This is a genomic window from Saccharibacillus kuerlensis DSM 22868 (assembly GCF_000378145.1).
In the GTDB taxonomy this organism is placed as follows: domain Bacteria; phylum Bacillota; class Bacilli; order Paenibacillales; family Paenibacillaceae; genus Saccharibacillus; species Saccharibacillus kuerlensis.
In genome coordinates, this window is sequence record NZ_KB899307.1 from 1 (window position 1) to 23,660 (window position 23,660).

Below are 23,660 nucleotides of genomic sequence, written 5' to 3' on the forward strand. Positions count from 1 at the left end.
GTACAATAAGTGCGCAGGTGCAACTATTTCACATAAAAGTAAGGTTAGAAACGCGAAAACGCTGAAATAAGTGTATAGGAGCACTTATTTCAGCGAAAATTAAAAATGTGAGAAAAATAAGTGTACAGGCGCACTTATTTCTCCCCCCCTATTACACCTTCAATAAACTCTTTCGAATTTTGCTGAAACAGGTTTGCATACAGGCCCTAGTCTACAAAAATTCATTCCATAAAAGAGGACTCGCCATGAACTCGGATCGATTTATTCCAATGACATCGCCAACTCTTTGGGCAGCAGCCTGGTTCTTAAACTGAATGACGGACAGCGCAAACGTACTTGGGAACGTGCTTGGGAACGTTAATGGATAATATTCTACTTGTTGTGACGCCTGTCCTTTAACGAGGATGGGCTTTTTCTTTAATTTAAACGCCTTTTCTTTAGTTCCGCCTCTTTTTGTAAAGGCTTTCATCATATAGTTTTAGAGAGAATTAGATATGCAGTACAATCCATTTAACCGAAACGGAGGAATTCCATGAGCACCCGAAAAAGGATCAAGTCTTCCCGCCGTCCCCAGTCCCACTTTACGCGCAGAGCTGCAGCCGCGGCGCTCGCTCTCTCCCTGATTGCAGCCGGACTGCCGCTCCAGGCAAGCGCCGGCGATACCTGGCCGTTCCAGGGCGACAGTGCCCACGGACAGAACCAGCCGAGCGTACACGGGTACACCAGCGGTCACATTCTGGACTGGACGCCGGAGCGCGACCGGGATTCGGAATTGCTGCGTTCGCATGTACCCTTGCAGCCGAGAATCTCTCCTTTTTCCGCTACACAGGCCGATCCAAGTCTTAGTCCCGACGTACATATGATGAATGTGGCGGGCGATTACGGGAATGCTTTTATCGAAAATGCACCTTACACTAACAAGTTCGCCCAGTACCATTTCAACTTCTGGCAGTATACGGACTACTACTCGTATTGGCATGGTACCGCGACCGCCTACACGCCGCCGGAATACTATGATGATTTGGCGCAGAAAGACTGGCAGCAGAAATGGTTTGAATTCGGCATGCTGAACATTCCGAATCCGACCTACACCGACGCAGCGCACAAGAATGGCGTCATGTCGCTGGCCGGTATCTTTTTCTCCAACAATGACCGCGGGCAGCAGACGTACAAGCAGATGATCGTCAAAGACGAGAACGGGAATTTCCCGGTTGCAGACAAATTGATCGAGATGGCGCATTACTTCGGCTACGACGGTTATTTTGTCAATCAGGAAGAAATCGGGCCGAATGTCGAACCTGCCGATATTCCGGATTACCAGGAGTTCGTCAAGACGCTGAAGCAGGCCGGTCTGTATATTCAATGGTACGATTCGCTGAATACCGACACGGGCTCGAATACATTCGCCCGGACATTCCGCGATAACAATATCATGTTCCTGCATGACGCCGAAGACGGGCAGCAGGTATCGGATTCGTTCTTCTTCGACTACGGTATGGGGCAGCGTCAGATTGACGCCGCAGAGCAATTCCTGAGCGATTGGAACACGAAATACGGCACGAATTACGATCTGTTCGAGAACGGCTACGCCGGATTGGAAGCAGGACGCGACCGGTTCAAAAATGTGCAAGGCACCGCACTTCAAGCCAAGCTGGATGCCGACGGAAAACTGCGCACAAGCCTTTCGACACTTGGCGCGGACTTCGTACATGCCGGTCTCGACGAAGACATGAATCAGGGTTGGCCGAGCCGCAAGCGCAGCGAGAACGACTACCAGTGGATGACAGATATTCGTGAACAGTTGTGGTGGTCGGGACCGAACCAAGATCCGTCGAACACTTCCGTGTCCGCTCAGAATACAGCATCCAACGTCTATGCGGACAACCGTTATTGGCCTGGCATCGCTTCCGTCATTGCGGAGCGCTCCGTCGTCGGCGGCGATACGTTCCATACCAACTTCAACACCGGACACGGTCTGGATTATTACGTGAACGGCAAAGTCTCCAACAATGAAGAATGGTCCAATATGAGCCTGCAGGATATTCTTCCAAGCTGGCAGTGGTGGCAGGAAACGTCCGGCAGCAAGCTTGACGTGGCTTTCGATTACGGCCGCCAGTACAAAACGGGCAATTCCGACAAGTTCGATCGTGCCATGATCGGCGCTTACGAAGGCGGCAGCTCGCTGGCATTACGCGGCAAGCTCGATGCGGAGACGTTCCTGCGGCTGTACAAAACGGATCTGTCTGTTGCAGCAGATTCGAAAATGTCCGTTACTTATAACAAAACCGTCAAAAGCGACGATTCGCTTATGAGTGTTGGCATAATCTTCGCAGATGCTCCGGATACGACGGTCAAAGTCCCGGTGCCGGGTACCGGCGGTAAGACGCAAGGCTGGAAAACGGCCGAAGTGGATCTGTCCCCATACGCCGGACGGGAAATTGCCGCATTTGGGCTGGTCTTCGATCCGGGTACGCAGCCGGTCGCGGATTACCGGATGAACGTAGGCGAACTGCGTTTGACGAACAACTCACAGACCCCGCCCACCGCACCATCGGGTCTGGCCATCGAAGACATTTATCCGGAAAGCGGCGAGATGATCGTGAACTGGAATCTTGACGATAATTATGAAAAGGTACAGCTGTACAACGTCTATATTAACGATACATTCGTCGGCGGCAAATACGACGAGACATTCTATATCAAAAACCTTCCGTCGCAGTCGGGGGTCGTAAAAGTCACAGCTGTCGGACCGGATGGCACGGAGAGTGCAGCAGCCGAAGTGCCATTCAACCTGAACAAAGCTCCCGAGCAGCTGAAAGCTTCATCCGGAGACAATGGAGAACTGCATGTAAGCTGGACGGTGCCACGAAGCGTGAAAGGCGACACGACAGTCAGCATCCGATCGGTCAACTGGACAACAACGCCTGAACCGATTGCCGAAGAACTGGTCATCCCGCATGGCGAGACATCAGCCGTATTTGCAAATATGCCACTGAACGGTGACGAGTACATCGTGACGATTCGTAAAGACGGTCTGACTCCCGTTTCAATTGCCGGTACTTTTGCCGATAAAATTGCCGAACCTTACGGGGAAGACTGGTCGTGGGATGAAGATACGCTGAACCTGCCGATGCCGAACACACGCGACTGGCGCTATCTGTACGTGTATGAAGACGGCGAGCTTCGCTCCTTCCCGACGACTTACAACGTTGGTGAACGAGACCGGATTATCCGCGGCCGAACAACCAAAGCCAGCCTGAGCTTCAGTTCGACGGCCGATCGTGTCGAAGTCGTACTGGAAGATTACAGCGGCAACAAGTCGGAGCCTGTCATTCTTAGAGGCGAATAATTATTGTTCCAAATCGCGGTCGTTAGATTTGTCTTGTGAGCCGCTTATCTGATGAGCTTATAGCTTGTCTGATGAACTTATAAAGTGAACAATCTCTTTCCGTCAGCAAAAGCTCTGCCCATTCTTAATGGGCAGAGCTTTTTTAAAATTGTGTCGGCCGCCCTAACAACGAATCGATCATAGATCATACACTATGATTCTCACTCGAAATTAACTTGCAATTTGCAAATTAATCGTTTATAACAAAAGCAAGAGGTGAATCCAGTTGACTAACAAACGAGAGCTCTTCCAAATCATGACACGCCGATTCGGCCTACTGGGCAAAAACTGCTGCAGTGTAGGCGGGTACGATCTATCTGCTGCACAAAGTCACATTTTGTACGAGATCGACCGGGGACGCTCGCCTTCCATGCAGCAGGCGGCAGACACACTCGGAACCGATATCACTACATTCAGCCGCCAAATTCAGAGTTTAGTTAGGATGGGACTTGTTGAGAAATCCCCCGCTCCTTCCGACCGCCGCATCTCTCTGCTGTCGCTGACTACTGCCGGCAAATTCGTCGCAGCCTCCATTGACAAGCAGATGAACAGCTATCTCGACGAAGTTTTTTCTTACCTGACTCCGTTCGAGCGGGAGACTGTTCTCCGATCCATCGAATTGCTTAACGGAGCTATGGCTCAATCAAGCCGCTGCTGCGCACCGGTCAGAGACGAAGCAGAAGATCATTCAGGAAATGAATCTTAGACGATAAACCTTAGATTCAGATGCAATAAAACTTGTATGTTGCAAATTTAATTGAACGAATTATGTTTAATGGAAATAGTTATCCTTATTGAATGACCTATCCCGCTTCTACAAAAAGGAGAATGATAGACATGAAATCGACCGCACAAGATGAGATTCGGCAAAACGTACGCAGTCATTACCAAAAAGCCGCTTCAAGCTCTTCCTGCTGCACGGGCAAAGCCGATTCGATTAGAGACGCGGAAGCTGCCTCCGTTCTGCTTGGCTACTCCCAGGAGGAACTTCAGGCTGCACCGGAAGGTGCCAATCTAGGGCTCGGCTGCGGTAATCCGCAGACCATTGCCGCGCTGCGTCCCGGCGAAACGGTACTTGATCTTGGCAGCGGCGGCGGATTCGATTGTTTTCTGGCAGCGCGTCAGGTCGGTAAGGAAGGCCGGGTCATTGGGGTAGATATGACGCCCGATATGATCAGCAGAGCTCGGCAAAACGCCGAGAAGTCCGGAGCAGCCAACGTCGATTTCCGACTGGGCGAGATTGAACATCTTCCCGCAGCAGACGGAATTGTTGACGTAATCATTTCCAACTGTGTCATCAATCTCTCTCCGGCCAAACAGCAGGTGTTCGACGAAGCGTTCCGAGTGCTGCGCCCTGGCGGCCGACTGGCAATTTCGGACATCGTAACGACGGCCGAGCTGCCTTCATCAATCAAGAATGATCTGAAGGAACTGTATGCCGGCTGCATTTCGGGCGCGTCTTCTATCTCCGAACTGACCGACATGCTCAGTAAGAGCGGTTTTACAAATGTCCGAATCGAACCGAAGGAAGAATCAAGCTTATTCATCCGCGATTGGGTACCGGGCAGCAGCATCGACAATTATATTCGCTCCGCCGTTATTCAGGCAGTCAAACCTTAAGAGGAGGATGAACGGATCATGGAAAAAAGAACGAGTTCAGATGCGGATGCGAGTTTGGATTTGGGTTCAAGTTCTCTTATTGTCCGCCCTGCCGAAGAGCGAGACTTAAAATCCATTCTGAATATTTACAATGAAGGCATCGAAGATCGGATTGCTACGTTAGAATCGGAGCCTAAGGAGTTTTCATACATGCAGGATTGGTTCGAAGCTCACCGCGGCCGATATGCTGCGCTGGTCGCCGAACGAGATCATCAAGTTGTCGGATGGGCGTCTCTTAATCCCTATTCACAGCGCTGCGCCTATGACGGAGTAGCGGACCTGTCAGTCTACATTGCCCGATCCGCGCGCGGAACCGGTGTCGGAAGCCGGATGCTGGAAGCGCTGGAGCGCTCAGCCAGGCAAAACGATTTTCGCAAAATCGTGCTGTTCACATTCCCCTTCAATGCAGCCGGACAAGGATTGTATCGCAAAGCCGGTTATCGGGAAGTTGGTATATTCGAGCAGCAGGGTATCCTTGATGGCAGGCCTATTGATGTGATGATTATGGAGAAGCTGCTTGCGAACATGGTGCCAGAGAATCGATGAAGTATAGGAATATTGCACATTCAAAAAGAAGCTGCCGGAAATCCCGACAGCTTCTGTGCATGTTCAAAAATCAGATTGTCCCTTGAAGACGAAAAGTATAAGCCTTAGCCGAGCGCAGACTTAACTGCAGACTGCCTGTTCAAGCCTGTTTATTTAAAATGTTCGGCTCAGCCTTCAATTGTGCTCGAAGCTGCATCCGACTCACTTTCGGCTGATTCTGAAGTTGCGTCCGTACTGCTGTCGGCAGCTGCAGCGCCTCGCCGCCCATCTCCGCGCTTGCCGCCTTTTCCTTCGCCGCTTCTTGCCGCGTCGAACGTCCGGTTCACGAACTCTTCCGCACGTGTAGCGATCTCAGCTGCACGTTCGTCGTACTGTGCCTGCGTAATCGTACCCGCTGACAGTTTTTCGTCAAGCGAAGCCTTAAGGGTCGAAGCAATCAGATCAACTACCTTCTGCACTTCTACGCCTTTTTCACCGGCAATAGCTGCCAGTGACTTCCCTGCCTGCCGTTCCGTCTTAAGCTCGTCTTCCGTCAGACCCAGCAGCGAGGCCACTGCCGCCTGATCGATCTTCATGCCGCCTTTTCCGCCTTTTGCTTCGCCACTTCTTGCCGCGTCGAAAGTCCGGTTCACGAACTCTTCCGCACGCGTAGCGATCTCAGCTGCACGTTCGTCGTACTGTGCCTGCGTAATCGTACCCGCTGACAGTTTTTCATCAAGCGAAGCCTTAAGGGTCGAAGCGACCAGATCAACTACCTTCTGCACTTCTACGCCTTTTTCACCGGCAATAGCTGCCAGCGACTTCCCTGCCTGCTGCTCCGTCTTGAGCTCATCTTCGGTCAGACCCAGCAGCGATGCCACTGCCGCCTGGTCGATCTTCATGCCGCCGCGATGACCGAAACCTTTGCCGCCTTTACCGGCATAATCCGGCTTTGCCGTAGAAACTTCTGCCGTCGAAGTGGAATCCGTAGAAGCTGCATAGGTGTGGGCGACGGCCGTACCGCCTGCCGCCAGAGACAGGGCCAGTGCGCTGAGTGCGATAGTCTTTTTCATAAAAGTAAAGTCCTCCCGATGATCCGAACGGATCTTGATTTTGCCGTTCCGCTTAATCTGCGGTCCGACAAAATCATCTTAACGCCCTTTCCTTAAATGAACCTGATAAGCCGGTAAGACTCGAATACTACGCCCAATACTCATCCGGCTTGTACATAATCTCTGCTCCTGCCCGAATGGTCAGTGTAGATGTGGTCTCGTCGTAAATCACATCATGCTCGCCCACATAGAACCAATGCTTGATCGGCGGCTCGCCGGGCGGTTCTTCAAAACGGAATACATTCAGCTCGCGCTGCACATCACGGATCTCTTCCGCCAGCCAGGGCGAAACCCCTTGAATGCTCAGTATCATGCCCCCTTCTTCGGAAGGTTCCAGCGTATAGGTTACGTCATCGGTCCCGCTGTTGACCAGCATTCGTCCTGTTACCGCATGCTTGACGAGAATACGTTCGTGTTCATGCCCTTGCTCTGGTGCAGTCATTATTGTGTCCTCCTTTTCCTTTACGGCAGATCGACCAGCATATAGAATACCGGAGCGGTTCCAGTCAGCGAGAGTTCAGGCGCTTCGGTAATCCGCGCGGTGTCTCGGCGGCCAAGTCTGGAAGTCTCTCCGGCACCGGATACGTCCAGCTCACCTTCGATCACGAAGAGGAATATGCGGCGTCCGACAGCCTGCTTAAAATGGATCGCCTGCCCGGCTTCAAGTCGACTCAGATAAATCGTCATATCCTGTCCCAGGTCGGTAACGCCTTCCAGACCTTGCCCGGATGCGATCGGAACCAACGCTCCGTCAAGTGCGGCCGTATCAAATTCGCCTGTTGTATACGACGGTTCCTTTCCCCGTTCGGCGGGTTCGAACCAGAGCTGTAAAATATGCACATCCTCATGCTCCGACGGATTGTGTTCCGTATGAATGACGCCCGTACCGGCACTCATCCGCTGAACGCCGCCGAATCCGGTTACCGCCACATTGCCGAGACTGTCCTCATGACGAAGCCTTCCCGACAGGATGATGGAGACGATCTCCATATCACTGTGCGGATGCGCACCAAACCCTTTGCCGGGTGCGATAATATCATCGTTGCAGACCCGCATTGGGCCGAACTTGACGTTCTCCGGATCGTAATATTCCCCGAAGGAGAAGCTGTGTCCTCCTTTCAGCCAACCTTTGTCGTACTCAAAACGCGAACTTGCCGGATAAATGTGGATCATAATGAGCATGCCCCTTTCATAATGTATATTCAAGCGTATCGACGCGTTCTGCCTCCAAGCCTCAGAAGCGGAAAATCTCTACCTCATAAGGACTCAACTCGATCTCGTTCCCGTAACGTCGGCCGCTCAGCAGCCCTTCGCTCTGCAGCGCCTCGGTGTATGCTCCGCTGATGCGGAACTTCCTTGCCTCCCGTCCCAAATTCAGCAGGAACAGATACGAACCGGATTCTCCGCTGCGCACCGAAATCTGCACACCGGCCGGCAGGCCTTCCGCATACGGAAGGCTGCGTTCCTGGGCGATGCGAAGCAGCAGAGAACGCATATAGTCCTCCTCGGGATGTGTTCCCAAGTAATAGACCTCTCCGCGTCCAAACGGATTTCGGGTAACTGCCGCTTCGCCGGCAAAGAACACATAACCGCCGTAGCGCGCCAATACTTCGGCGTGTCCACCCTCGTTCGGATCCAGAATATCCGCCCACTGACTGCTGGCAAACTGCTCGCCGTCTTCGGTATCCAGACGGACGATATCGCTGCCGAGCGGATCGTATTCGCGTACCGTCACGCCGGCGCAGTCCGCCAGCAGTCCCGGAAGCGGCCGCATCACGCAGACATTGTTCATATTTTTCACGCCCGACCGGGCCGTCAGCAGCAATGTGCCGCCGTCCGCGGCGAAACGGCACAGCCGCTCTGCGGCTTCGTCGTCAAGCAGATACAGATGCGGTGCAAGGATGACCCGGTAACCGTCCAGCGGCTGACGCCAATCGATGACATCACAGTCGATGCCGAGCTTGGTCAGCGTCCGGTGATATTCTTTGATGTTTTCATAGTAATCGAAGTTTTCGGTCTGTTTCTGAATACGCAGCGCTTCAAGCTGCTCATGCGACATTAGAATCGCAACCGATGCGCTTGGCGTCGTTCCTGCCAGCAAGGGGGCGAGACGCTGAGCTTCGCTGCTCATCTCCGCGAATTCGGCCAGCCGGCGTCCCGGTACATTGCTGTGGTCGATCAAGCCGTGCCAGAACTGCTCCGCACCGATATTGGCGCTGCGCCAGCGGAAGTGCACGACCGTATCCGCGCCGCGGGCAATCGCCTGCCAGGCATACGCCCGAATATAGCCGGGCTGCGGCATCCGCCACATTGGCATCCAAGCACCCGGCGATCCGCTTAACTGCTCCATGATCCAGAAGTTTTTGCGCTTGATCCCCCGTGTGACATCCAGCGACAGCGCTCCGCTGTAGGGCGCGGTCCCGGACTTGCCCGGTGACGTATTCGGATAATAATCGAAAGAGGCGAAATCCAGCTCGTCGCCGACTTTGTACAGATCCAGTCTCTGCGGATAACTGTGAAAATTATGCGTGATGAAATGGTTGGGACAGTGCTTCCGAATTGCGGCGATCTGCCAGGCTTGAAATTCGGCAACCGAATCCCATTGGAAGCGGGCGAAATCAAGCAGGAAAGAAGGATTTTCGTACGGCGATCCGCCGAGTGGAGGCGTGACCTCACTCCAGTCCGAATATTCGCCGCTCCAGACGACGGTTCCCCATTCTCGGTTCAGATTTTCAAGCGTGCCGTACTTGCGGTACACCCAGTCCCGGAAATCTTCGGCGGCCTGCGGACTCTGACTGTCGAGCATGCTGAATTCATTATCCGTCTGCCAGCCGACGACAGCCGGATGATTCGCATAACGCTCCGCCAATTTACCGATCAATCGTTCCCCATAGCGGCGCAGCGAACGGCTGTTGAAGCAGCGATGTCCACGTACACCGGGTTGGAAAATACGACCGTCCGACATCACCGGAAGCACATCCGGGCACTTGGTCGTCAGCCATCTTGGCGGCGTATGGGTCGGCGTACCGATCACTACATCGATCCCATAACGGCCGAACAGATCAATTGCCCGATCCAACCAGCCGAAATCGAATTCTCCGTCTTTCGGCTCCATCCGGCTCCAAGCGAATTCGCCGACCCGTACAATGGCAACTCCGGATTTTTGCATCAAAGAGGCATCTTCCTCCCACAGCGTCTCATCCCAATGTTCGGGATAATAATCGACACCCATACGGACACTTTCGAAGTTCTTCTGCTGCGGCTGTGTCATGATGACTTCCCCTCTCCTATTCGCTTCGTGCCTTAGAAATTCGAGGTTTTTTCGTCAATCCCTGCTCTTTGCCTAAACGTTTTATCAAAACAAAAAAGACAGCCCCAAGCTTCTGGGACTATCTGGAGGCTGCGTATTTCTCTTCGTCGAACCATAATTTCCCGAAACAAAAACTCCGGTATTTCCGGGTAGTCGACAGGTTAGCGGATTCCGCACATTTAAGCAGATTCTCCTCCCTGCTCCTGGCGATGTGCATGCACCCGGTTCCGGCCGGATTCTTTGGCTTTGTACAGAGCCTCGTCGGCGAGACGAATCAGGTCCTGCCGATCGAATCCTTCGCTCCATTCCGCTACTCCAAAGCTTGCAGTAATTGTATATTTCCGTGACGGTGACTCTAATTCCAACTGTTTGCGTATCCGTTCGGCTGCTATTTCTGCTTCTTCAAGCCGCGTTTTGGGCAGGAGAACCGCGAACTCTTCGCCACCGAAGCGTACCGGAATATCGCCAGGACGGACGCAGGTCTCGAGCAGCTTCGCCAAATGCTTTAGAACAAGATCACCCTCCGGGTGCCCCCAAGTGTCGTTGAACACCTTGAAACGGTCAACGTCAAGCAGAATCAGACTGAATGGATAATTCTTTCCTTCCTGCTCGTATCGTTTCACAAACAGATCCAGCGATTGATCAAAGTGTCTGCGGTTCCAGATTCCCGTCAGTGAGTCGTGGAGAGCCATATCCTGAATCCGCGTTGCTTCCGTCGCATTTTCCAGCGCCGTTACGATCATGGGAGACAGCATCTCCAAACGTTCCTTTTTCAGCGCAGAGAAATGATTAGGCTCTACGGACAGCAGATTCAGCACACCGAGCACCCGGAAGTCCTTTTTCAAAATGATATGCAGCGAAGAGCGAATTCCTTGTTCGTACAAGGCGTCGGTAAGTGAACCATTTGTCCGGTATTTCGACCAGTCATTGTGAAAAATCGAAAAGCCTCTCTGGAGCATTTCGTATATGTCATTTTCTTCGCCTTCAAGTGGAACATCCCGGTAATCGAACGTCCCGTTCTCGAACACAGCTTTGATCGAAAAAGTTCGATCTCCGTTCCGGGTAATAATCGATAGCCGCTCGCACGGAACCAACGAACAGATCGACTGCAGCGCAACCCGGTATGCTTCTTCCACGCTGCGCGCCTGATTCAGTACGTTGATCATCCGATAGGTTTCTTGGAGATCATGTTTCTCCTTCTCCATCTCCTCGCGCATCAAATCGAAGTTTTTCACCAGCCGACCGATTTCGTCATCTTCCCGATATACCGGAAGCTTGGAATAAATATAGCCAGACTTGTACGACGCGACCGCTTGATCAAGTTGAATAATCGGGCTGGCGATACGGCCAAGTCCCTTTTGAAGATGATACTGCTTAAAGAATTGAATCAAAATAAAGATGACGCCGATGATCGCAAACAAATAGTACAAGCCATTCAGCAGTTCCACTCTTCGTTCGTCGCGCATGATCTCGACTTCTCTCAGCAGTTCCGCTTCAAGGTCACGGAAAGAATCAAACCGCTCTTTGCCCCTGAGCAGTTCCGTGTTCGTGATGGTTCCTCCGGCCATCACTTTCCGGATTTGAGCGTCTCCGTACTCCTCTTTCCAACTCTCGCCCATGCCAATCAGTCGGACGACCTTTTCTTGCAGGTAAGTCAATTCCGGTACGCTTTCTATTTGACCCAGCAAGGAAGCCGCAACTTGTGCGTAATACCTCACGCCTTCATCGAAAGGTTCCAAAAACTCGATATCTTTGGTCAAAAGATAGCCTCTCTGGCCGGTCTCCTGATCGATCAAAGCATTCTCAAGTCTGAGCAGTTGAATGCGCAGGTCGGCAGCCTCACGCACCCTCTGATAATCGCTCTGCACGGAATTCGCCATATAAGTAAAGCCTATTATAATATTCAAAATAAAAACGGTTGTAAAACATATATTAAGCCAGATCAGATTAGAACCTACGAATTTTTTGCCCTGAAGAAGCTTTTTCCACATATTATCACTTCTTTTCTCCGTCATGCACGGTTACCGGTATGGTTAAAAAAGGACTCATATCCCCTATATCTTTATATCTGTTTTTAGAACCTATTTATTTAGTGAATACAAAAAAACACCGGACTTATTGTCCGGTGTTTTTTCTTGTATCCCACTCGTTTCCTATTACACCAAATTCCAGAACATAACCGTATTTGCAACTGTCACCAGTGTGAACAGAATCGTATTTACAAAGGCCGGCAGCCAGACATTGTTCGTCTGTTCGAACAGCTTCCGCGCATAAATGGCAGCCACGATCAGCACCGGTACCAAGGCGAACAGCAAAATGCCATTCAGATTCTGATCCGGATACAAGGCAACGCCTCTGGCAAAGTTCAGACCGTATTGAGCGATCAACCATAGAATGAGTCCGCCTACGTTCAAGAAGATTGCCAGCAGATAACCGCCTCTACGTGAACGGGTGTCGGCATTAATTGCTACCGCACTGACGAAGTAATAGATCAAGAAGAATGGCATATAGCGCAGACCTGTAATGAAATGCTCCATCGTAAATGTGCGTACCGCGAACGTCCAGATGCGGAAGTCCGTACCGAAGATCGCCTGCATGGCGAACAGCAGCAGATAACCGACCGCAACAGCGATTGCCGCCGTGCACAGGCTGGCGATAATCGTCATCGGATTCAGGCTGATGCCATAGTCCTTGAAGCTTGCGCCCGAACGCTTCTTGCTGAAGTAATAGAACGCGAACGTGATGAACGCCGTAATCGAAGATGACACAAGCGCCCAATATACGATCTGGTTTGTCGTCGGTTCATTGAAGAACGGACTGAGCGGCACAATGCTGTCCGCCTTGGCGAACAAGATCCACATGATGGCAGACACAACAGCCAGAATCACACCGCCGATCCCGACATGAACCATCCACGGCGAACTGCCCGAACGGCGGCCCAGCATAAAGCCGACTACAGCCACAATAATCGAGACGAACAGCAGTACAATTGCCGCGACAGTCAGAACCCGAAGGCCGCCGGCCTGTTTGTCCATCAACGTCGGGAACAGAATCGCCGGAATTAGCGCACTGAATACGATCGCAATCCAGTACATCGCCGTCTGTCCGCCTCGCAGAGGCTTGGAGAGTGGAGCCGTTACCGTTGTTACCGCCTGCTTAAGGAACGGCAAACGAAGCAGCAGCATCGACAGCGGTACGATCATCAGGAAGAAACCGATCATGGCGACAAAGTTGAACGCTTCTTTCAGCCACCAAATCTGACTGCCGGACGACAGCCCTGCATCGGTCTGGCTCGGCGAAGTCACGCCTTCGAAAGCATGCGCATAGAAATCGATCAGATAACCGGTCGTTTCCGGCGAGAAATGATTCCACGGATGCGTCTGATTCGGCGTATAAATGATGCGTTCACCCGTCTGCGACGGACGTACAACCTGTTCCTCGATCGTCACATCGCCGGAATCCACGCTGTAATACTGCCCCTGCACCGCTTCTTCCCCGTCCGCTCCGAGTCCGAGGAATGCTCGTCCCGACAGCGTTTTCGTAAAGTCTTTACGCATAACGGTGCCTTCAATCTGTTTCTCTGCTTCCGTCTTCTCTTCATCCGACTTGTTGAAGAAAAATTCATCGTAATGTCCGGCGATCATGCCGACCGTGCGGCTTCCGTAAGATGCCGTCAGCTGATCCTGCGGCGCAACCGCAGCTGCATACGAGAAGTCCGAACCGACCGATATGCCGGTATGGATCATCCGATAGCCGGTCTGCAGAGCATTCATTTCATCCATGTACATGGCGAGCAGTGTAGAGAAGCCGCCCATGGAATGACCGCTTACCGCAATATAGGCGTTGCCGTTCTCGTCTTTTTTCGTATAATCCTGGCCGTACATGTATTTGGCGGCATCGAACTGCGAATAAATCCAGAACGTCGAGAACTGCTCGCCAACCTTGATATCTCCCTCCCAGCGGGAATCGCCGTGATCGTACATGTCGAGCGCCAGTACAATATAACCACGGCGCGACATTTCAATTGCCGGAGCATCCTGCATCTCTTTCGTGTTCAGATAACCGTGAGTGGTTACAATGACCGGTCGGGGATCGTCCGCGCCCGCTCCCTTCGGCATATACAGCAGACCGTTTAATGTGCCGTGGTCGGCTTTGAACGAGATTTCCTTGACATTCACCTTATAAAAAGACGTGTTGAACATGCCGGCCAGCAGACTGCCCAGCACTATAAGTACTAGAGACAATGCCAGAAGACCAGTCGGCTTCTTGAACAAATTAGACATCATTTTCACACTCATATCTCCTCGCGACTTCAGTCGTATTAGTATAAAAAGCATAAAATTAAAATTGGAACGTGAAGAACCAGAAAATTAAAAAGCAAAAAAATGCGATAAACAAATTTGAACCGTTATTTCGCAGATATTCGAACAGGGCAAAGAACCGGTCAGCCGGACAAACCGTCTGCCGCTTCTTCCCTCCTTACTCGTTATTGAAACCGAAGCACCACCGTTATGCTCTCGCATGAGCGGCGGTATACCAACAACATGCTGGTCAGCTTATTTCAAGCTGTCCGACAGCTCTGTGAAGATCACGCCAAGAGCATGAGCACCCGCATCCGGATACCCGATGCTGCGCTCGCCTACAGCGCCTGCGCGTCCCATGCGCGCAACGATCTCCTCCGTCTTTTTGGCTCCCGCCACAGCCGCTTCCGCGCCTTTGGCAAAAGCCGTCTTGACGTCGTCACCGGCAGCTGCGCTTGCCGTCCAGGCATCCGCGCACGGCGCCAGCGCGTCGATCAGCGTCTTGTCGCCGACGACCGCCCCGCGTCCGAAGGAACGCTCGCCGGTCGATTGGATGCCGGCTACAGCCGCCTGCATCAGCTCCGCGAACTCGGAGACGTTCAGCTCGGCTTTGTCGCCGGCCGAGCGTCCTGCCGCACGGAACGCGGAACCCCAGATCGGCCCGGAAGCGCCGCCGCAGTATTCCATAATGACGAGCGAACACTCGTGCAGGAATCCGCCGATCGACTGATCCTCATGTGCCAGAATGTCTTTCCATTCGCGCTTGAGCTGCTTGAAGCCTTTGGCGACGCTCATTCCGAAATCTCCGTCGCCTGCCTGCGAATCCAGCTCGCAGAACGGGATTTCGTTCTCGATGATGATCTCGCTCATTTTGTCGATTAAGTAGATCATATTATCACGGGTCACCATGCTGCCCGAGACTTTCGCATATTCCGCCGGTGTTTCCACTTTGAACGAAGCGGGAAGATCATCGGCGCCCGAGCGGCGCAGTTCTTCGTAAGCCGGCTGTACAACCGGACCGGACACTTTGAATGCCGGCGTGTCGCTTTCGCTCGACAGCAGATTCTTCAGCTCGTCGTCAAGCTTCATGAATGTAACCGAGATACCGGCCATATCGATGCTCGTCATATAGTTGCCGACGAATGTCCGGTTGATTTTGATATTTTTCTCTGTCAGTTCGCGCGTTACCGCGTGATTGAACAGATACAGCTCCTGCATCGGCGTCGCTCCGAAGCCGTTGATCAGCAGGGCGATTTCTTCGCCTTCGCCGCCCTCAAGCTTCATATCGCGGATCAGATCCGCTACCGTATGGGCAGCCAGTTCGTCGGCTGTAACCATTTTCTCGCGGCGGATGCCCGGTTCGCCGTGAATGCCGACGCCGTATTCAATCTCGTCTTCGCCGAGCTTGAACGTTGGTGTGCCTTTAGCCGGTACTGTGCACGATGTCAGCGCGAAGCCGATGCTGCGCACGTTCGCCGCCGCTTTCTCGGCTGCCGCTTTCACTTCGGCCAGACTGCGGCCTTCCTCGGCTGCCGCACCTGCAATCTTGTGGACGAGCACTGTGCCCGCCACACCGCGGCGTCCGACCGTGTACAGACTGTCTTCGACAGCGATGTCGTCGTCAACGCGGACGTAATCGACTTCGATGCCGTCCTCGCCTGCCAGATGGGCAGCGTTCTTGAAATTCATCATGTCGCCGCTGTAATTTTTAATAATGAGCAGCGCGCCTTTGTCCCCTGCGGTCGCTTTGATCGCCTGATAGACCTGGATCTGCGAAGGCGAAGCAAACACGTCGCCGCACACTGCGGCATCCAGCATTCCTTTGCCGACGAATCCGGCGTGCGCCGGTTCGTGGCCGCTGCCCCCGCCGCTGATCAGCGTAACTTTGTTCGTATTCGGCTGCTTCTTTTTGACGATCTTATACTTTTGTACGAATTCCAGTTCCGGATGCGCCAATGCGATTCCGCTGCACATTTCCATGACCAGATCTTCCGGTTTGTTGATGACTTTTTTCAAAATGTGATCCCTCCTGTCGATTTCTGTGGGAGAATCGGCCTCGCTCTTCGCTGTGTGACGATCCGCGCCGCGCCGGCCGTTCCTTCCGCTTCCGTTAAGCACAAAATGCGTAAGAGGCTGTCTTTTTCGACCTTACAGTCCTTTGGACGCTTTGTACGCGCTGCCGATCCGGTCGGCCGCCTGAACGGCAGCCGCCACTTCTTCTACCGTAACCGGGAAAGGCATAGCGTGAATCGATTCTTCCGGAATGCAGGCTTTCTCCGCCACTTCCAGCAGTTCTTCCCGGCTCATGGAATCGACACCGATATCCGCCAGGCAGACTGGCAGACCGACTGCCAGACAGAAATCCATCACTTGGTTAAGCTCTTCGGTCGGCGCGTTTTCAAGTACCAGCTGCGCGATCGTGCCGAATGCGACTTTTTCCCCGTGGAAGTAATGATGCGTACCTTCCAGTGCAGTCAGTCCGTCGTGGATCGCGTGTGCGGCAGCCAAACCTCCGCTTTCGAATCCGAGCCCCGACAGCAGAATATTCGTTTCCACGATATTTTCCAGCGCCTGGGTAACGACATTCGCGTCACAGGCCGCTTTGGCTTTCAGGCCGTCGCGCAGCAGCATTTCGTAGCACAGCGCTGCCAGCGCCATAGCGGCATTTGTGCCTACAGCCGGAGCCGTCTGACCTTCTCTTACGCCGCTCGGAAGGCCTGCATTGACTCTCGAATAGGAACGGGAAGTCGCACGGGCTTCGAAATAGGTGGACAGAGCGTCGCCCATACCGGACACGAGGAATCTTGTCGGTGCATTGGCAATAACCGTCGTGTCGACCAATACGACGCTTGGGCTCTGCTTGAAGTACGCATAGTCGTCAAAAGCACCTTCCGGTGTGTACAGAACCGCCGAGTGGCTGGTCGGTGCGTCGGTCGCAGCGATTGTCGGACAGATAATCAGCGACTCGCCTTTTGCTACGCATTTGGCGGCGTCGATCGCTTTGCCTCCCCCGAGGCCTACGATGCAGTCGCAGTTGTTTTCCGCCGCAATCTGTTCAAGGCGTTCGACTTCCTGACGGGAACACTCCCCCATAAAACCGCTTTCAACGAAAGAAATACCGAACTTCTCCGCTGTTGCATCAAGCTTGTCTTTCACTCGCGCCGCATCGTCCGGATGAGCGATAAGCAGAGCCGACTTGCCGAACGAACTGACGAAGTACCCGAGATTGAGCAGTTCATTTTCTCCCTGCACGTATTTCGATGGGCTGATAAATGCTTTTCTCATCATAAATTCCTCCGTTTATAAATAAATTGGCCGGCCATGACCGGATGTCGTTAAGGTTATTAAAAGTGCCGATTAGGTGTCTTGGCCGCGCTTTCCTCCATGATAAGCTACAACTTCAAGGTTTACAGTGGACTTTCCAAGCAATATATTATAATCTACAATCGTAATTTGATGTCCTGTTTCGATAAAATCGCATCTTTTTGTCATCGCTTACATCCTTTTATGATTTCAAGCATGCGCTTAAAATCCCATTTTGAAAGTAGGAATTCCCATGATCGGCGAACATCTCAGCATTCAGAAAATTTTCGATCTGCAAAAATGGGAGCGCCTTCAAGATTCTCTCGCTTCCGTTACCAAACTGGCTATTCTGACTGTCGATTACAAAGGCAACGCTGTGACCCGCCACAGCGGCTGTCAATCGTTCTGCCAGGCGGTTCGTCAGGACGAGGACCTTCTGCCTTACTGCCAGAAATGCGACTCGCGCGGCGGGCTGGAAGCGGTCCGTTCGAACAAACCGTATATTTACCTCTGCCATTACCAAATTATCGATATTGCAGTTCCCGTTATTATCGACGACAAATACATAGGCGCAGTCATGGCGGGACAAGTGCGTCTCTCCGACCCTTCCGGCTCGGCGGATCTGGAGCAGATTCTGACTTCGAAAAACAAGAAACTGTACAGCGAAAAATGGGAAAAGCTCAAAGACCACTATGCGAATCTGCCGGTGATGTCCTATCAGGAAATCGTGACGATCTCCAATATGCTTTCCCTGCTGTGCAGTTATATTGTCGAAGAAGCGCTGAACAAAAATCTGATTGCGGAAATGTTCGACAAAGCGTCCGGGACCGGCTCCACGCCTCATCTGTCGGATATTTTGCCAGGCTATACGATGAGAAATTTGGAGCATGTGCGCAAAGAAACGACCCGGATTCTCGCAGACGCTTATCTGAACTCCGAAGACGAAGAATCCGAACGCTGCACCAATCCCGTACTGAAGCCGGCGTTCGATTACCTGCTCTCGCACAAGAACGAATCGGTGTCACTTAAGAAAATGGCCGAGCTCTGTCACATCAGCCCCAGCTACTTCAGCCGTCTGTTTGCCAAAGAAACCGGGGAAAGCTACTCCTTTTATACGGCACGCTTAAAGATCAAATGGGCCAAGCAGCTGCTGGAGAACACGGATATGCCGATTACGCAAATCAGCAGCGAATTGGGCTTCAACGAGCCGGGATACTTTATTAAAACGTTCAAGAAATACGAAGAGATCACACCTGCCGTGTACCGGAAGTATTACAAAACGTAGTCGGCAAAAAAGTATTTGAAACGCTTACATTATTGTGTTAGACTACTTCTGCGAACAGGAACGTGACCTTTTGGGCGTAACCTAAGCTGATGCCTTGTGCATTGGTTTAGGTTTTTTTTATGACAATTTTGAGGAGGCGATTGATCAATGAAAAGCAAAAAATGGGGAGCTCTGCTCCTGAGTCCACTGCTGGCAGCCGGAGTATTCAGCGTTTACAGCACACCGAATCAGACTTTTGCCGCGATTTCCACTTCCGACACTTCCATGCAGGCTGAGTCCGGCCATTTCACTGGGCAAACGCTGCAGCGTACACAGTTCGGTCAGGTTCAGGGTTACCGGGATCAAGCTAACCGCGCTCTGGTCTGGCAGGGTATACCTTATGCGGCTTCGACCGCAGGCGCGCAGCGCTGGAAAGCGCCATCCGATCCGGCTCCTTGGTCCGGTGTGCTTGATGCAACCAAACCGGGCAGCGTTGCTATCCAGGCATCCGGCAGCGAGACAGTCGGCACGGAAGATGCGCTGAACCTCGACATTTACCGCCCAGATCATACAAAAGAAAAACTTCCGGTCATCGTCTACATACATGGCGGCAACAATCAGACCGGCAAATCGACCGAAATCACAGGGAATTCGATGGTCAACGATACGAATGCCGTCTTCGTCTCGGTCAATTATCGCCTGGGGCCGCTCGGCTTCAACCCGCTTCCGGCATTGAAGACCGGAACAGACGAAGAGAACTCCGGCAACTATGCCCTGCTCGATATTGCCAAATCGCTTGATTGGGTCAAAGCCAATATTGAACAGTTCGGCGGCGATCCCGACAACGTGACCGTAGCAGGATTTTCCGCAGGCGGACGCGATGTCATGGCGATGCTGATCTCCCCGCTGTTCGAAGGCAAGTTTGACAAAGCAATCTCATTCAGCGGAGGCATGACGATCGCGGACGAAGACGCCAGCGCCAAGACGTTCGCCAAAGCGATTGCACCGCTTGCCGTCGCCGACGGCAAAAAAGCGACCGAACAGGAAGCTTATGACTGGCTGCTGACAACTGGCTCCGACGTACGCGATTATTTGTACGCCGTGCCGGCGGAGAAGCTTGCCAAGCTGATGAGCGGCGCAGGTATTCGCATGAGTGTATTCCCGCATCTGTATGCTGACGGAACAGTGCTGCCGAAAGAAGGTTTTGATACTAAAAATTATAACGATGTGCCGCTGCTTATGCTGACCGGTGCCAACGAGTTCTCGCTCTTCGGCCGCTATGATGCGTATTTCGCCAAAAATGTCGCGGACAACTCAATCAATACCGATCACAATGTCATGGCCAAATACAACTTTATTAACAAATACGGCGGCGAACTGTACGGACTGTTCAATGTGCAGGACTCCGCGCAGAAAATGTTCGGCAGCTACGGAGCGGACATTTACGGCATGCAGATCGATTTCGGCAGCGATGCTTACGTGTCCGGCAGCGATATGAGCCCGCTCGGCGCTTTCCATGGCGTATTCGTTCCTCTGCTCTCGCCGGGCAACACCAATTACGAGTCAATTGTCGGAAGCGCTTACGATCTGCCGGGTGCGGTCGACCTTGGCAAAACGTTCCGTAAATACATCTCGAACTTCGTGCGCAGCGGCGATCCGAACGGCGGCGGCCTGACCCAATGGAAGACCTGGACGCCGCAAAATGCCCTTAACGGCGAATCCATGCTGATTCTGGATGCCAACCGCCGTAAAGCGATCTCCTATCTGTCTTCACCGGAGTTCACGTACGAGCAGGTGCTGGCCGCCATGCGGGCCGACCGTACGATCTCCGAAGCCGACAAAGCGGAGCTGATCTCGAAGGTTCTCAACGGCCGCTGGTTTAGCGGCAAGCTGGATCAGCGCTTCGGCAACCCGTCGCTGTGGGTAAAATAATTGACTGTAAGGAATGGCTTAGAGAGAAGCGAAAAAGTTCCGTTTTACAATCAGTGGAGCGTGGAAGTACGAATCGAACTCGATTGAACTTGCTTGAAGCTGATTGATAGTAATTGAATTCAGTAGTATAGACTTATCAGCATAGAATTCTGCCGCAGCCGAACGGATCTTGAAGATTCGTTCGGTTTTGCCGTATTAGACGCCCTTCATCCTCTTAGCTGCAGTTCTTTTAAGCACGGCTCTTTTGGACTGCAGCTCTCTTTTGACAACTCGCACTTCTTCCTATAAGCTTTAATAGAATGATCGTTCTACCTAGAGAGGATGTGTTCTATAATGAGCTCCAAAAAAGAAGATCTGCTTCGCACATCGGAAGCCCTCTTTTATCAAAACGGATTCCACGCAATTGGGCTTAAAAAAATCGTCGGCGAGTCCAATATTGCCATGATGACTCTCTATAATCATTTTGCTTCCAAAGATGAACTGATCATGGAAGTGCTGAATCGGCGGGAGCGTCAGTATATGGAGCAGCTGAACTTCGCAATCGCCGCCGATCCAAGCGAACGCAAGAAGATTTCGGAATCCATCTATGTTCGTCTGGCCAGAGCTCATGCGGATTGGATGAACGGACGTGCAGCAAGAGGCTGTCTGTTTCTCCGCGCCAAGGAAGAATACGGAGAAGATGCTTCTCACCCAATTGTACAGTTGGTAGACGGCCACAAAGAGCGTCTAAAAGCTTTCATCCAGTCAGCAGACTCAGAGCGTACAACCAGCGAAGTCCTCCAACTCTGCCTGCTGCTGGAGGGTGCCACCGCTCTGGCCGAAAGCGAAGGTCCGGAGATTGCAGCCAGAGAATTGATTGCCATAACTGAACGGCTGTTTGCGGATCTCCAATAAAAACAGGATGATGAATCCTGTTTTTATTTTCCTTATAAATATAATGATCGTTCTATCTAATTGAGATTTCTAAAAAAGGAGTGAGTTCCGATGAAATCTGTTATTTGGCCCGGTATGGCCATGGTCGCTGTCTGTTACGCGTTTGCACGCTTCGCGTTCGCTCTATTTCTGCCTGAAATCGCCCGGGAGTTCAACCTGAATTCAGCCGAAACCGGCCGGATTCAATCGCTCAGCTATCTGGCCTACACGCTGGCTCTGCTGGCCTCTTCATTTACACTGCGGACAATCGGGCAGCGCTATACGATCCTGTTGACCGGAATCTGCGCGATCACGGGATTGACGATCATTGCGCTGTCATCCGGAATCTACAGTCTTGCGGGCGGATTGTTTCTGGCCGGACTCAGTACAGGCTGGGTCTCGCCGGTGCTCGGGCAGCTTGTCGTCAGATTGACCGTCGTCGACAGACAAAATGGTGCTAACGCCTGGATCAACAGCGGAAGCGGGGTCGGCATCGTACTGTCCGGCCTGACGGCCGTTATCCTCGGCACATCCTGGCGCAGCGCTTACGGGCTGTTTGCCGCGGCCGGCTGCCTGGTTCTCATCTGGATGTTTTACCGGCTGCGCGGTACTTCGAACGATTTTCCACAGGGGAATCATCTGTGGAAAGAAGCTCGAAAATCGGGACGTCTGCTTCCCGCTTCGCTGCTGGCCGGCTTGGGATGTTCGGTCTACTGGACATACCTGATCAGCCATTTGCAGTCTGAGCAGCAGCTATCCGCGTCACAAGCTTCCTTGTATTGGATCGCGGTAGGCGGAGCGGGAATTGTCGGCGGTATGGCAAGTCAGATTGCAGGCTTGCTGGGTATACGCCGTGCTTATGCCATCGCTGTGCTTAGCCTGTCAGCCTCTGTCGCTCTCATTGCAATGTCCGTGCCTTCGGTCAGCCTGATATCGTCTCTTTTGTTCGGAACAGGCTATGTGTTTATTACCGGTCTGTTTATTTTATGGGGTACAGGTATACAGGGAAGTTCGCCTTCGGCGCAGATCAGCTTGTCCTTCTTCGCGCTTGGAGTCGGCCAATTTGCCGGATCTTGGTTGGCGGGCACCTGGATTGAAAATCTCGGCTACAATCCGGCTTTTCTGCTGTTTGCGCTGATACTGTTGGGAGGACTGCTTTTCTGTCCGACTACAATAAAACCCGGATCTTCCGCATGATCCGGGTTTGTAGACTTATATTTTTATCGAATAAGAACTTGGCTTTCCTGCACCACTTCCAGCCAGCGCTTAGCCAGCAGTCCGTGACCGGCTGTCGTCGGATGAATGCCATCCCAGATCCAATATGAAGCCGGTGCAAGTTCGCAGGCGTCATCAAAGGCATCCTGCAGCGGTACGAATACGGCATCGTATTCATCCGCCAGACGACGCACAATTTCGGCACAGGCATTCGCGGCGGCTTTCCAGGCACTCCAATCGTAATCGGTATGGCCTCCCGGCAGAATAAACGGCTCACACAGCACCAGCTGTACTTCCGGTAGTTCCTGCCGCGTCCGCTTCAGCAGACGACGATAGCTCGCTTCATAGTCTTGAGGATCGAAGCCGTCCGGTTCGGCGATCGACATCAGAATATCGTTGACGCCGACCAAGATGCTGATCGTATCCGGCTGCAGTTCCAGCGCATCTTCCCTCCAACGCTCTTCAAGATCCTGCACCCGATTGCCGCTGATACCGCGATTGACGAATTCTGGCTGCCCAGACGCCAGGCGATGACCCAGCTCAGCTGCAATCCAGAAGGCATAACCGTGTCCAAGAATATGATTGGGATCTTCGTCGCGTCCCCGATTGCCATCGGTAATGGAATCTCCTTGAAACAAAATTTTTCGCTTTTTGATACATTCGATAAGTTTTACTTGTTCAATATGCTCAACCTGCTTAGCTTCTCTATTCATCTCTGCTCTCTCCCTTTCGAAAACGT

General features: G+C 52.4%; 17 protein-coding genes. 8 read left to right on the top strand and 9 right to left on the bottom strand.

The window, feature by feature from the left end:
- The first annotated feature begins 532 nt into the window (after nucleotides 1–532).
- The 4 genes from F456_RS0119245 (at nucleotide 533) to F456_RS0119260 (ending at nucleotide 5,593) form a co-directional block, all read left to right on the top strand.
- On the top strand, nucleotides 533–3,349 hold the full coding sequence (locus F456_RS0119245; protein WP_018978690.1) for an endo-beta-N-acetylglucosaminidase: 2,817 nt from the start codon (nucleotides 533–535) through the stop codon (nucleotides 3,347–3,349).
- A 265-nt stretch (nucleotides 3,350–3,614) separates the two neighbouring features.
- The gene (locus F456_RS0119250; RefSeq protein WP_018978691.1) at nucleotides 3,615–4,094 is read left to right on the top strand and encodes a MarR family winged helix-turn-helix transcriptional regulator; all 480 of its coding nucleotides are present in this window, start codon (nucleotides 3,615–3,617) and stop codon (nucleotides 4,092–4,094) included.
- Nucleotides 4,095–4,225: 131 nt separating this feature from the next.
- On the top strand, nucleotides 4,226–5,008 hold the full coding sequence (locus tag F456_RS0119255; RefSeq protein WP_018978692.1) for an arsenite methyltransferase: 783 nt from the start codon (nucleotides 4,226–4,228) through the stop codon (nucleotides 5,006–5,008).
- Nucleotides 5,009–5,026: 18 nt separating this feature from the next.
- Complete coding sequence (locus tag F456_RS0119260) at nucleotides 5,027–5,593, top strand: arsinothricin resistance N-acetyltransferase ArsN1 family A (RefSeq protein ID WP_018978693.1); 567 nt, start codon at nucleotides 5,027–5,029, stop codon at nucleotides 5,591–5,593.
- A 167-nt stretch (nucleotides 5,594–5,760) separates the two neighbouring features.
- On the opposite strand, the gene F456_RS23070 is transcribed toward F456_RS0119260, so the two are convergent.
- The 8 genes from F456_RS23070 to F456_RS0119300 all read right to left on the bottom strand — a co-directional run bounded on the left by F456_RS23070 (nucleotide 5,761) and on the right by F456_RS0119300 (nucleotide 17,580).
- The gene (locus F456_RS23070; protein ID WP_018978694.1) at nucleotides 5,761–6,645 is read right to left on the bottom strand and encodes a hypothetical protein; all 885 of its coding nucleotides are present in this window, start codon (nucleotides 6,643–6,645) and stop codon (nucleotides 5,761–5,763) included.
- 127 nt (nucleotides 6,646–6,772) lie between these two features.
- Nucleotides 6,773–7,126, bottom strand: a complete 354-nt coding sequence (locus F456_RS0119270) for a hypothetical protein (RefSeq protein WP_018978695.1) — start codon at nucleotides 7,124–7,126, stop codon at nucleotides 6,773–6,775.
- A 20-nt stretch (nucleotides 7,127–7,146) separates the two neighbouring features.
- A complete protein-coding gene (locus F456_RS0119275) occupies nucleotides 7,147–7,857 on the bottom strand; it encodes a pirin family protein (RefSeq protein ID WP_018978696.1) in 711 nt (236 codons plus the stop codon).
- Between the two features lie 61 nt (nucleotides 7,858–7,918).
- Nucleotides 7,919–9,955 carry a beta-galactosidase gene (locus F456_RS0119280; protein WP_018978697.1) on the bottom strand — a complete coding sequence of 679 codons (2,037 nt, stop codon included), beginning with the start codon at nucleotides 9,953–9,955 and terminating at the stop codon, nucleotides 7,919–7,921.
- A 218-nt stretch (nucleotides 9,956–10,173) separates the two neighbouring features.
- Nucleotides 10,174–11,874 carry a GGDEF domain-containing protein gene (locus F456_RS0119285; RefSeq protein WP_229675636.1) on the bottom strand — a complete coding sequence of 567 codons (1,701 nt, stop codon included), beginning with the start codon at nucleotides 11,872–11,874 and terminating at the stop codon, nucleotides 10,174–10,176.
- A gap of 276 nt (nucleotides 11,875–12,150) precedes the next feature.
- Nucleotides 12,151–14,280, bottom strand: a complete 2,130-nt coding sequence (locus tag F456_RS0119290) for an alpha/beta hydrolase family protein (protein WP_229675653.1) — start codon at nucleotides 14,278–14,280, stop codon at nucleotides 12,151–12,153.
- Between the two features lie 270 nt (nucleotides 14,281–14,550).
- On the bottom strand, nucleotides 14,551–16,311 hold the full coding sequence (gene dhaK, locus F456_RS23075; protein WP_018978700.1) for a dihydroxyacetone kinase subunit DhaK: 1,761 nt from the start codon (nucleotides 16,309–16,311) through the stop codon (nucleotides 14,551–14,553).
- Between the two features lie 132 nt (nucleotides 16,312–16,443).
- Complete coding sequence (locus F456_RS0119300) at nucleotides 16,444–17,580, bottom strand: glycerol dehydrogenase (RefSeq protein WP_018978701.1); 1,137 nt, start codon at nucleotides 17,578–17,580, stop codon at nucleotides 16,444–16,446.
- A gap of 271 nt (nucleotides 17,581–17,851) precedes the next feature.
- Here F456_RS0119300 and F456_RS0119310 point away from each other — a divergent pair, with 271 nt between their 5' ends.
- The 4 genes from F456_RS0119310 to F456_RS23080 all read left to right on the top strand — a co-directional run bounded on the left by F456_RS0119310 (nucleotide 17,852) and on the right by F456_RS23080 (nucleotide 22,903).
- Entirely contained in the window at nucleotides 17,852–18,883 is a 1,032-nt protein-coding gene (locus F456_RS0119310) for a PocR ligand-binding domain-containing protein (protein WP_018978703.1), read from the top strand.
- A gap of 147 nt (nucleotides 18,884–19,030) precedes the next feature.
- Nucleotides 19,031–20,794, top strand: a complete 1,764-nt coding sequence (locus tag F456_RS0119315; RefSeq protein WP_018978704.1) for a carboxylesterase family protein — start codon at nucleotides 19,031–19,033, stop codon at nucleotides 20,792–20,794.
- Between the two features lie 333 nt (nucleotides 20,795–21,127).
- Nucleotides 21,128–21,688 (top strand): TetR/AcrR family transcriptional regulator, encoded by a 561-nt coding sequence (locus F456_RS0119320; protein WP_018978705.1) that lies wholly within the window; start codon nucleotides 21,128–21,130, stop codon nucleotides 21,686–21,688.
- A 90-nt stretch (nucleotides 21,689–21,778) separates the two neighbouring features.
- The gene (locus F456_RS23080) at nucleotides 21,779–22,903 is read left to right on the top strand and encodes an MFS transporter (protein WP_018978706.1); all 1,125 of its coding nucleotides are present in this window, start codon (nucleotides 21,779–21,781) and stop codon (nucleotides 22,901–22,903) included.
- Between the two features lie 23 nt (nucleotides 22,904–22,926).
- On the opposite strand, the gene F456_RS0119330 is transcribed toward F456_RS23080, so the two are convergent.
- Nucleotides 22,927–23,634 carry an SGNH/GDSL hydrolase family protein gene (locus F456_RS0119330; protein WP_018978707.1) on the bottom strand — a complete coding sequence of 236 codons (708 nt, stop codon included), beginning with the start codon at nucleotides 23,632–23,634 and terminating at the stop codon, nucleotides 22,927–22,929.
- Nucleotides 23,635–23,660: the final 26 nt, after the last annotated feature.

What these genes read in the sequence shown, in the direction of transcription:
- F456_RS0119285 (WP_229675636.1), bottom strand. Translation starts at nt 11,874, where the DNA reads ATGGCGAATTCCGTGCAGAGCGATTATCAGAGGGTGCGTGAGGCTGCC.
- F456_RS0119255 (WP_018978692.1), top strand. Translation starts at nt 4,226, where the DNA reads ATGAAATCGACCGCACAAGATGAGATTCGGCAAAACGTACGCAGTCAT.
- F456_RS0119260 (WP_018978693.1), top strand. Translation starts at nt 5,027, where the DNA reads ATGGAAAAAAGAACGAGTTCAGATGCGGATGCGAGTTTGGATTTGGGT.
- F456_RS0119315 (WP_018978704.1), top strand. Translation starts at nt 19,031, where the DNA reads ATGAAAAGCAAAAAATGGGGAGCTCTGCTCCTGAGTCCACTGCTGGCA.
- F456_RS0119245 (WP_018978690.1), top strand. Translation starts at nt 533, where the DNA reads ATGAGCACCCGAAAAAGGATCAAGTCTTCCCGCCGTCCCCAGTCCCAC.
- F456_RS0119310 (WP_018978703.1), top strand. Translation starts at nt 17,852, where the DNA reads ATGATCGGCGAACATCTCAGCATTCAGAAAATTTTCGATCTGCAAAAA.
- F456_RS0119270 (WP_018978695.1), bottom strand. Translation starts at nt 7,126, where the DNA reads ATGACTGCACCAGAGCAAGGGCATGAACACGAACGTATTCTCGTCAAG.
- F456_RS23080 (WP_018978706.1), top strand. Translation starts at nt 21,779, where the DNA reads ATGAAATCTGTTATTTGGCCCGGTATGGCCATGGTCGCTGTCTGTTAC.
- F456_RS23070 (WP_018978694.1), bottom strand. Translation starts at nt 6,645, where the DNA reads ATGAAAAAGACTATCGCACTCAGCGCACTGGCCCTGTCTCTGGCGGCA.
- F456_RS0119320 (WP_018978705.1), top strand. Translation starts at nt 21,128, where the DNA reads ATGAGCTCCAAAAAAGAAGATCTGCTTCGCACATCGGAAGCCCTCTTT.
- F456_RS0119280 (WP_018978697.1), bottom strand. Translation starts at nt 9,955, where the DNA reads ATGACACAGCCGCAGCAGAAGAACTTCGAAAGTGTCCGTATGGGTGTC.
- F456_RS0119300 (WP_018978701.1), bottom strand. Translation starts at nt 17,580, where the DNA reads ATGAGAAAAGCATTTATCAGCCCATCGAAATACGTGCAGGGAGAAAAT.
- F456_RS0119290 (WP_229675653.1), bottom strand. Translation starts at nt 14,280, where the DNA reads ATGATGTCTAATTTGTTCAAGAAGCCGACTGGTCTTCTGGCATTGTCT.
- F456_RS0119330 (WP_018978707.1), bottom strand. Translation starts at nt 23,634, where the DNA reads ATGAATAGAGAAGCTAAGCAGGTTGAGCATATTGAACAAGTAAAACTT.
- F456_RS0119275 (WP_018978696.1), bottom strand. Translation starts at nt 7,857, where the DNA reads ATGATCCACATTTATCCGGCAAGTTCGCGTTTTGAGTACGACAAAGGT.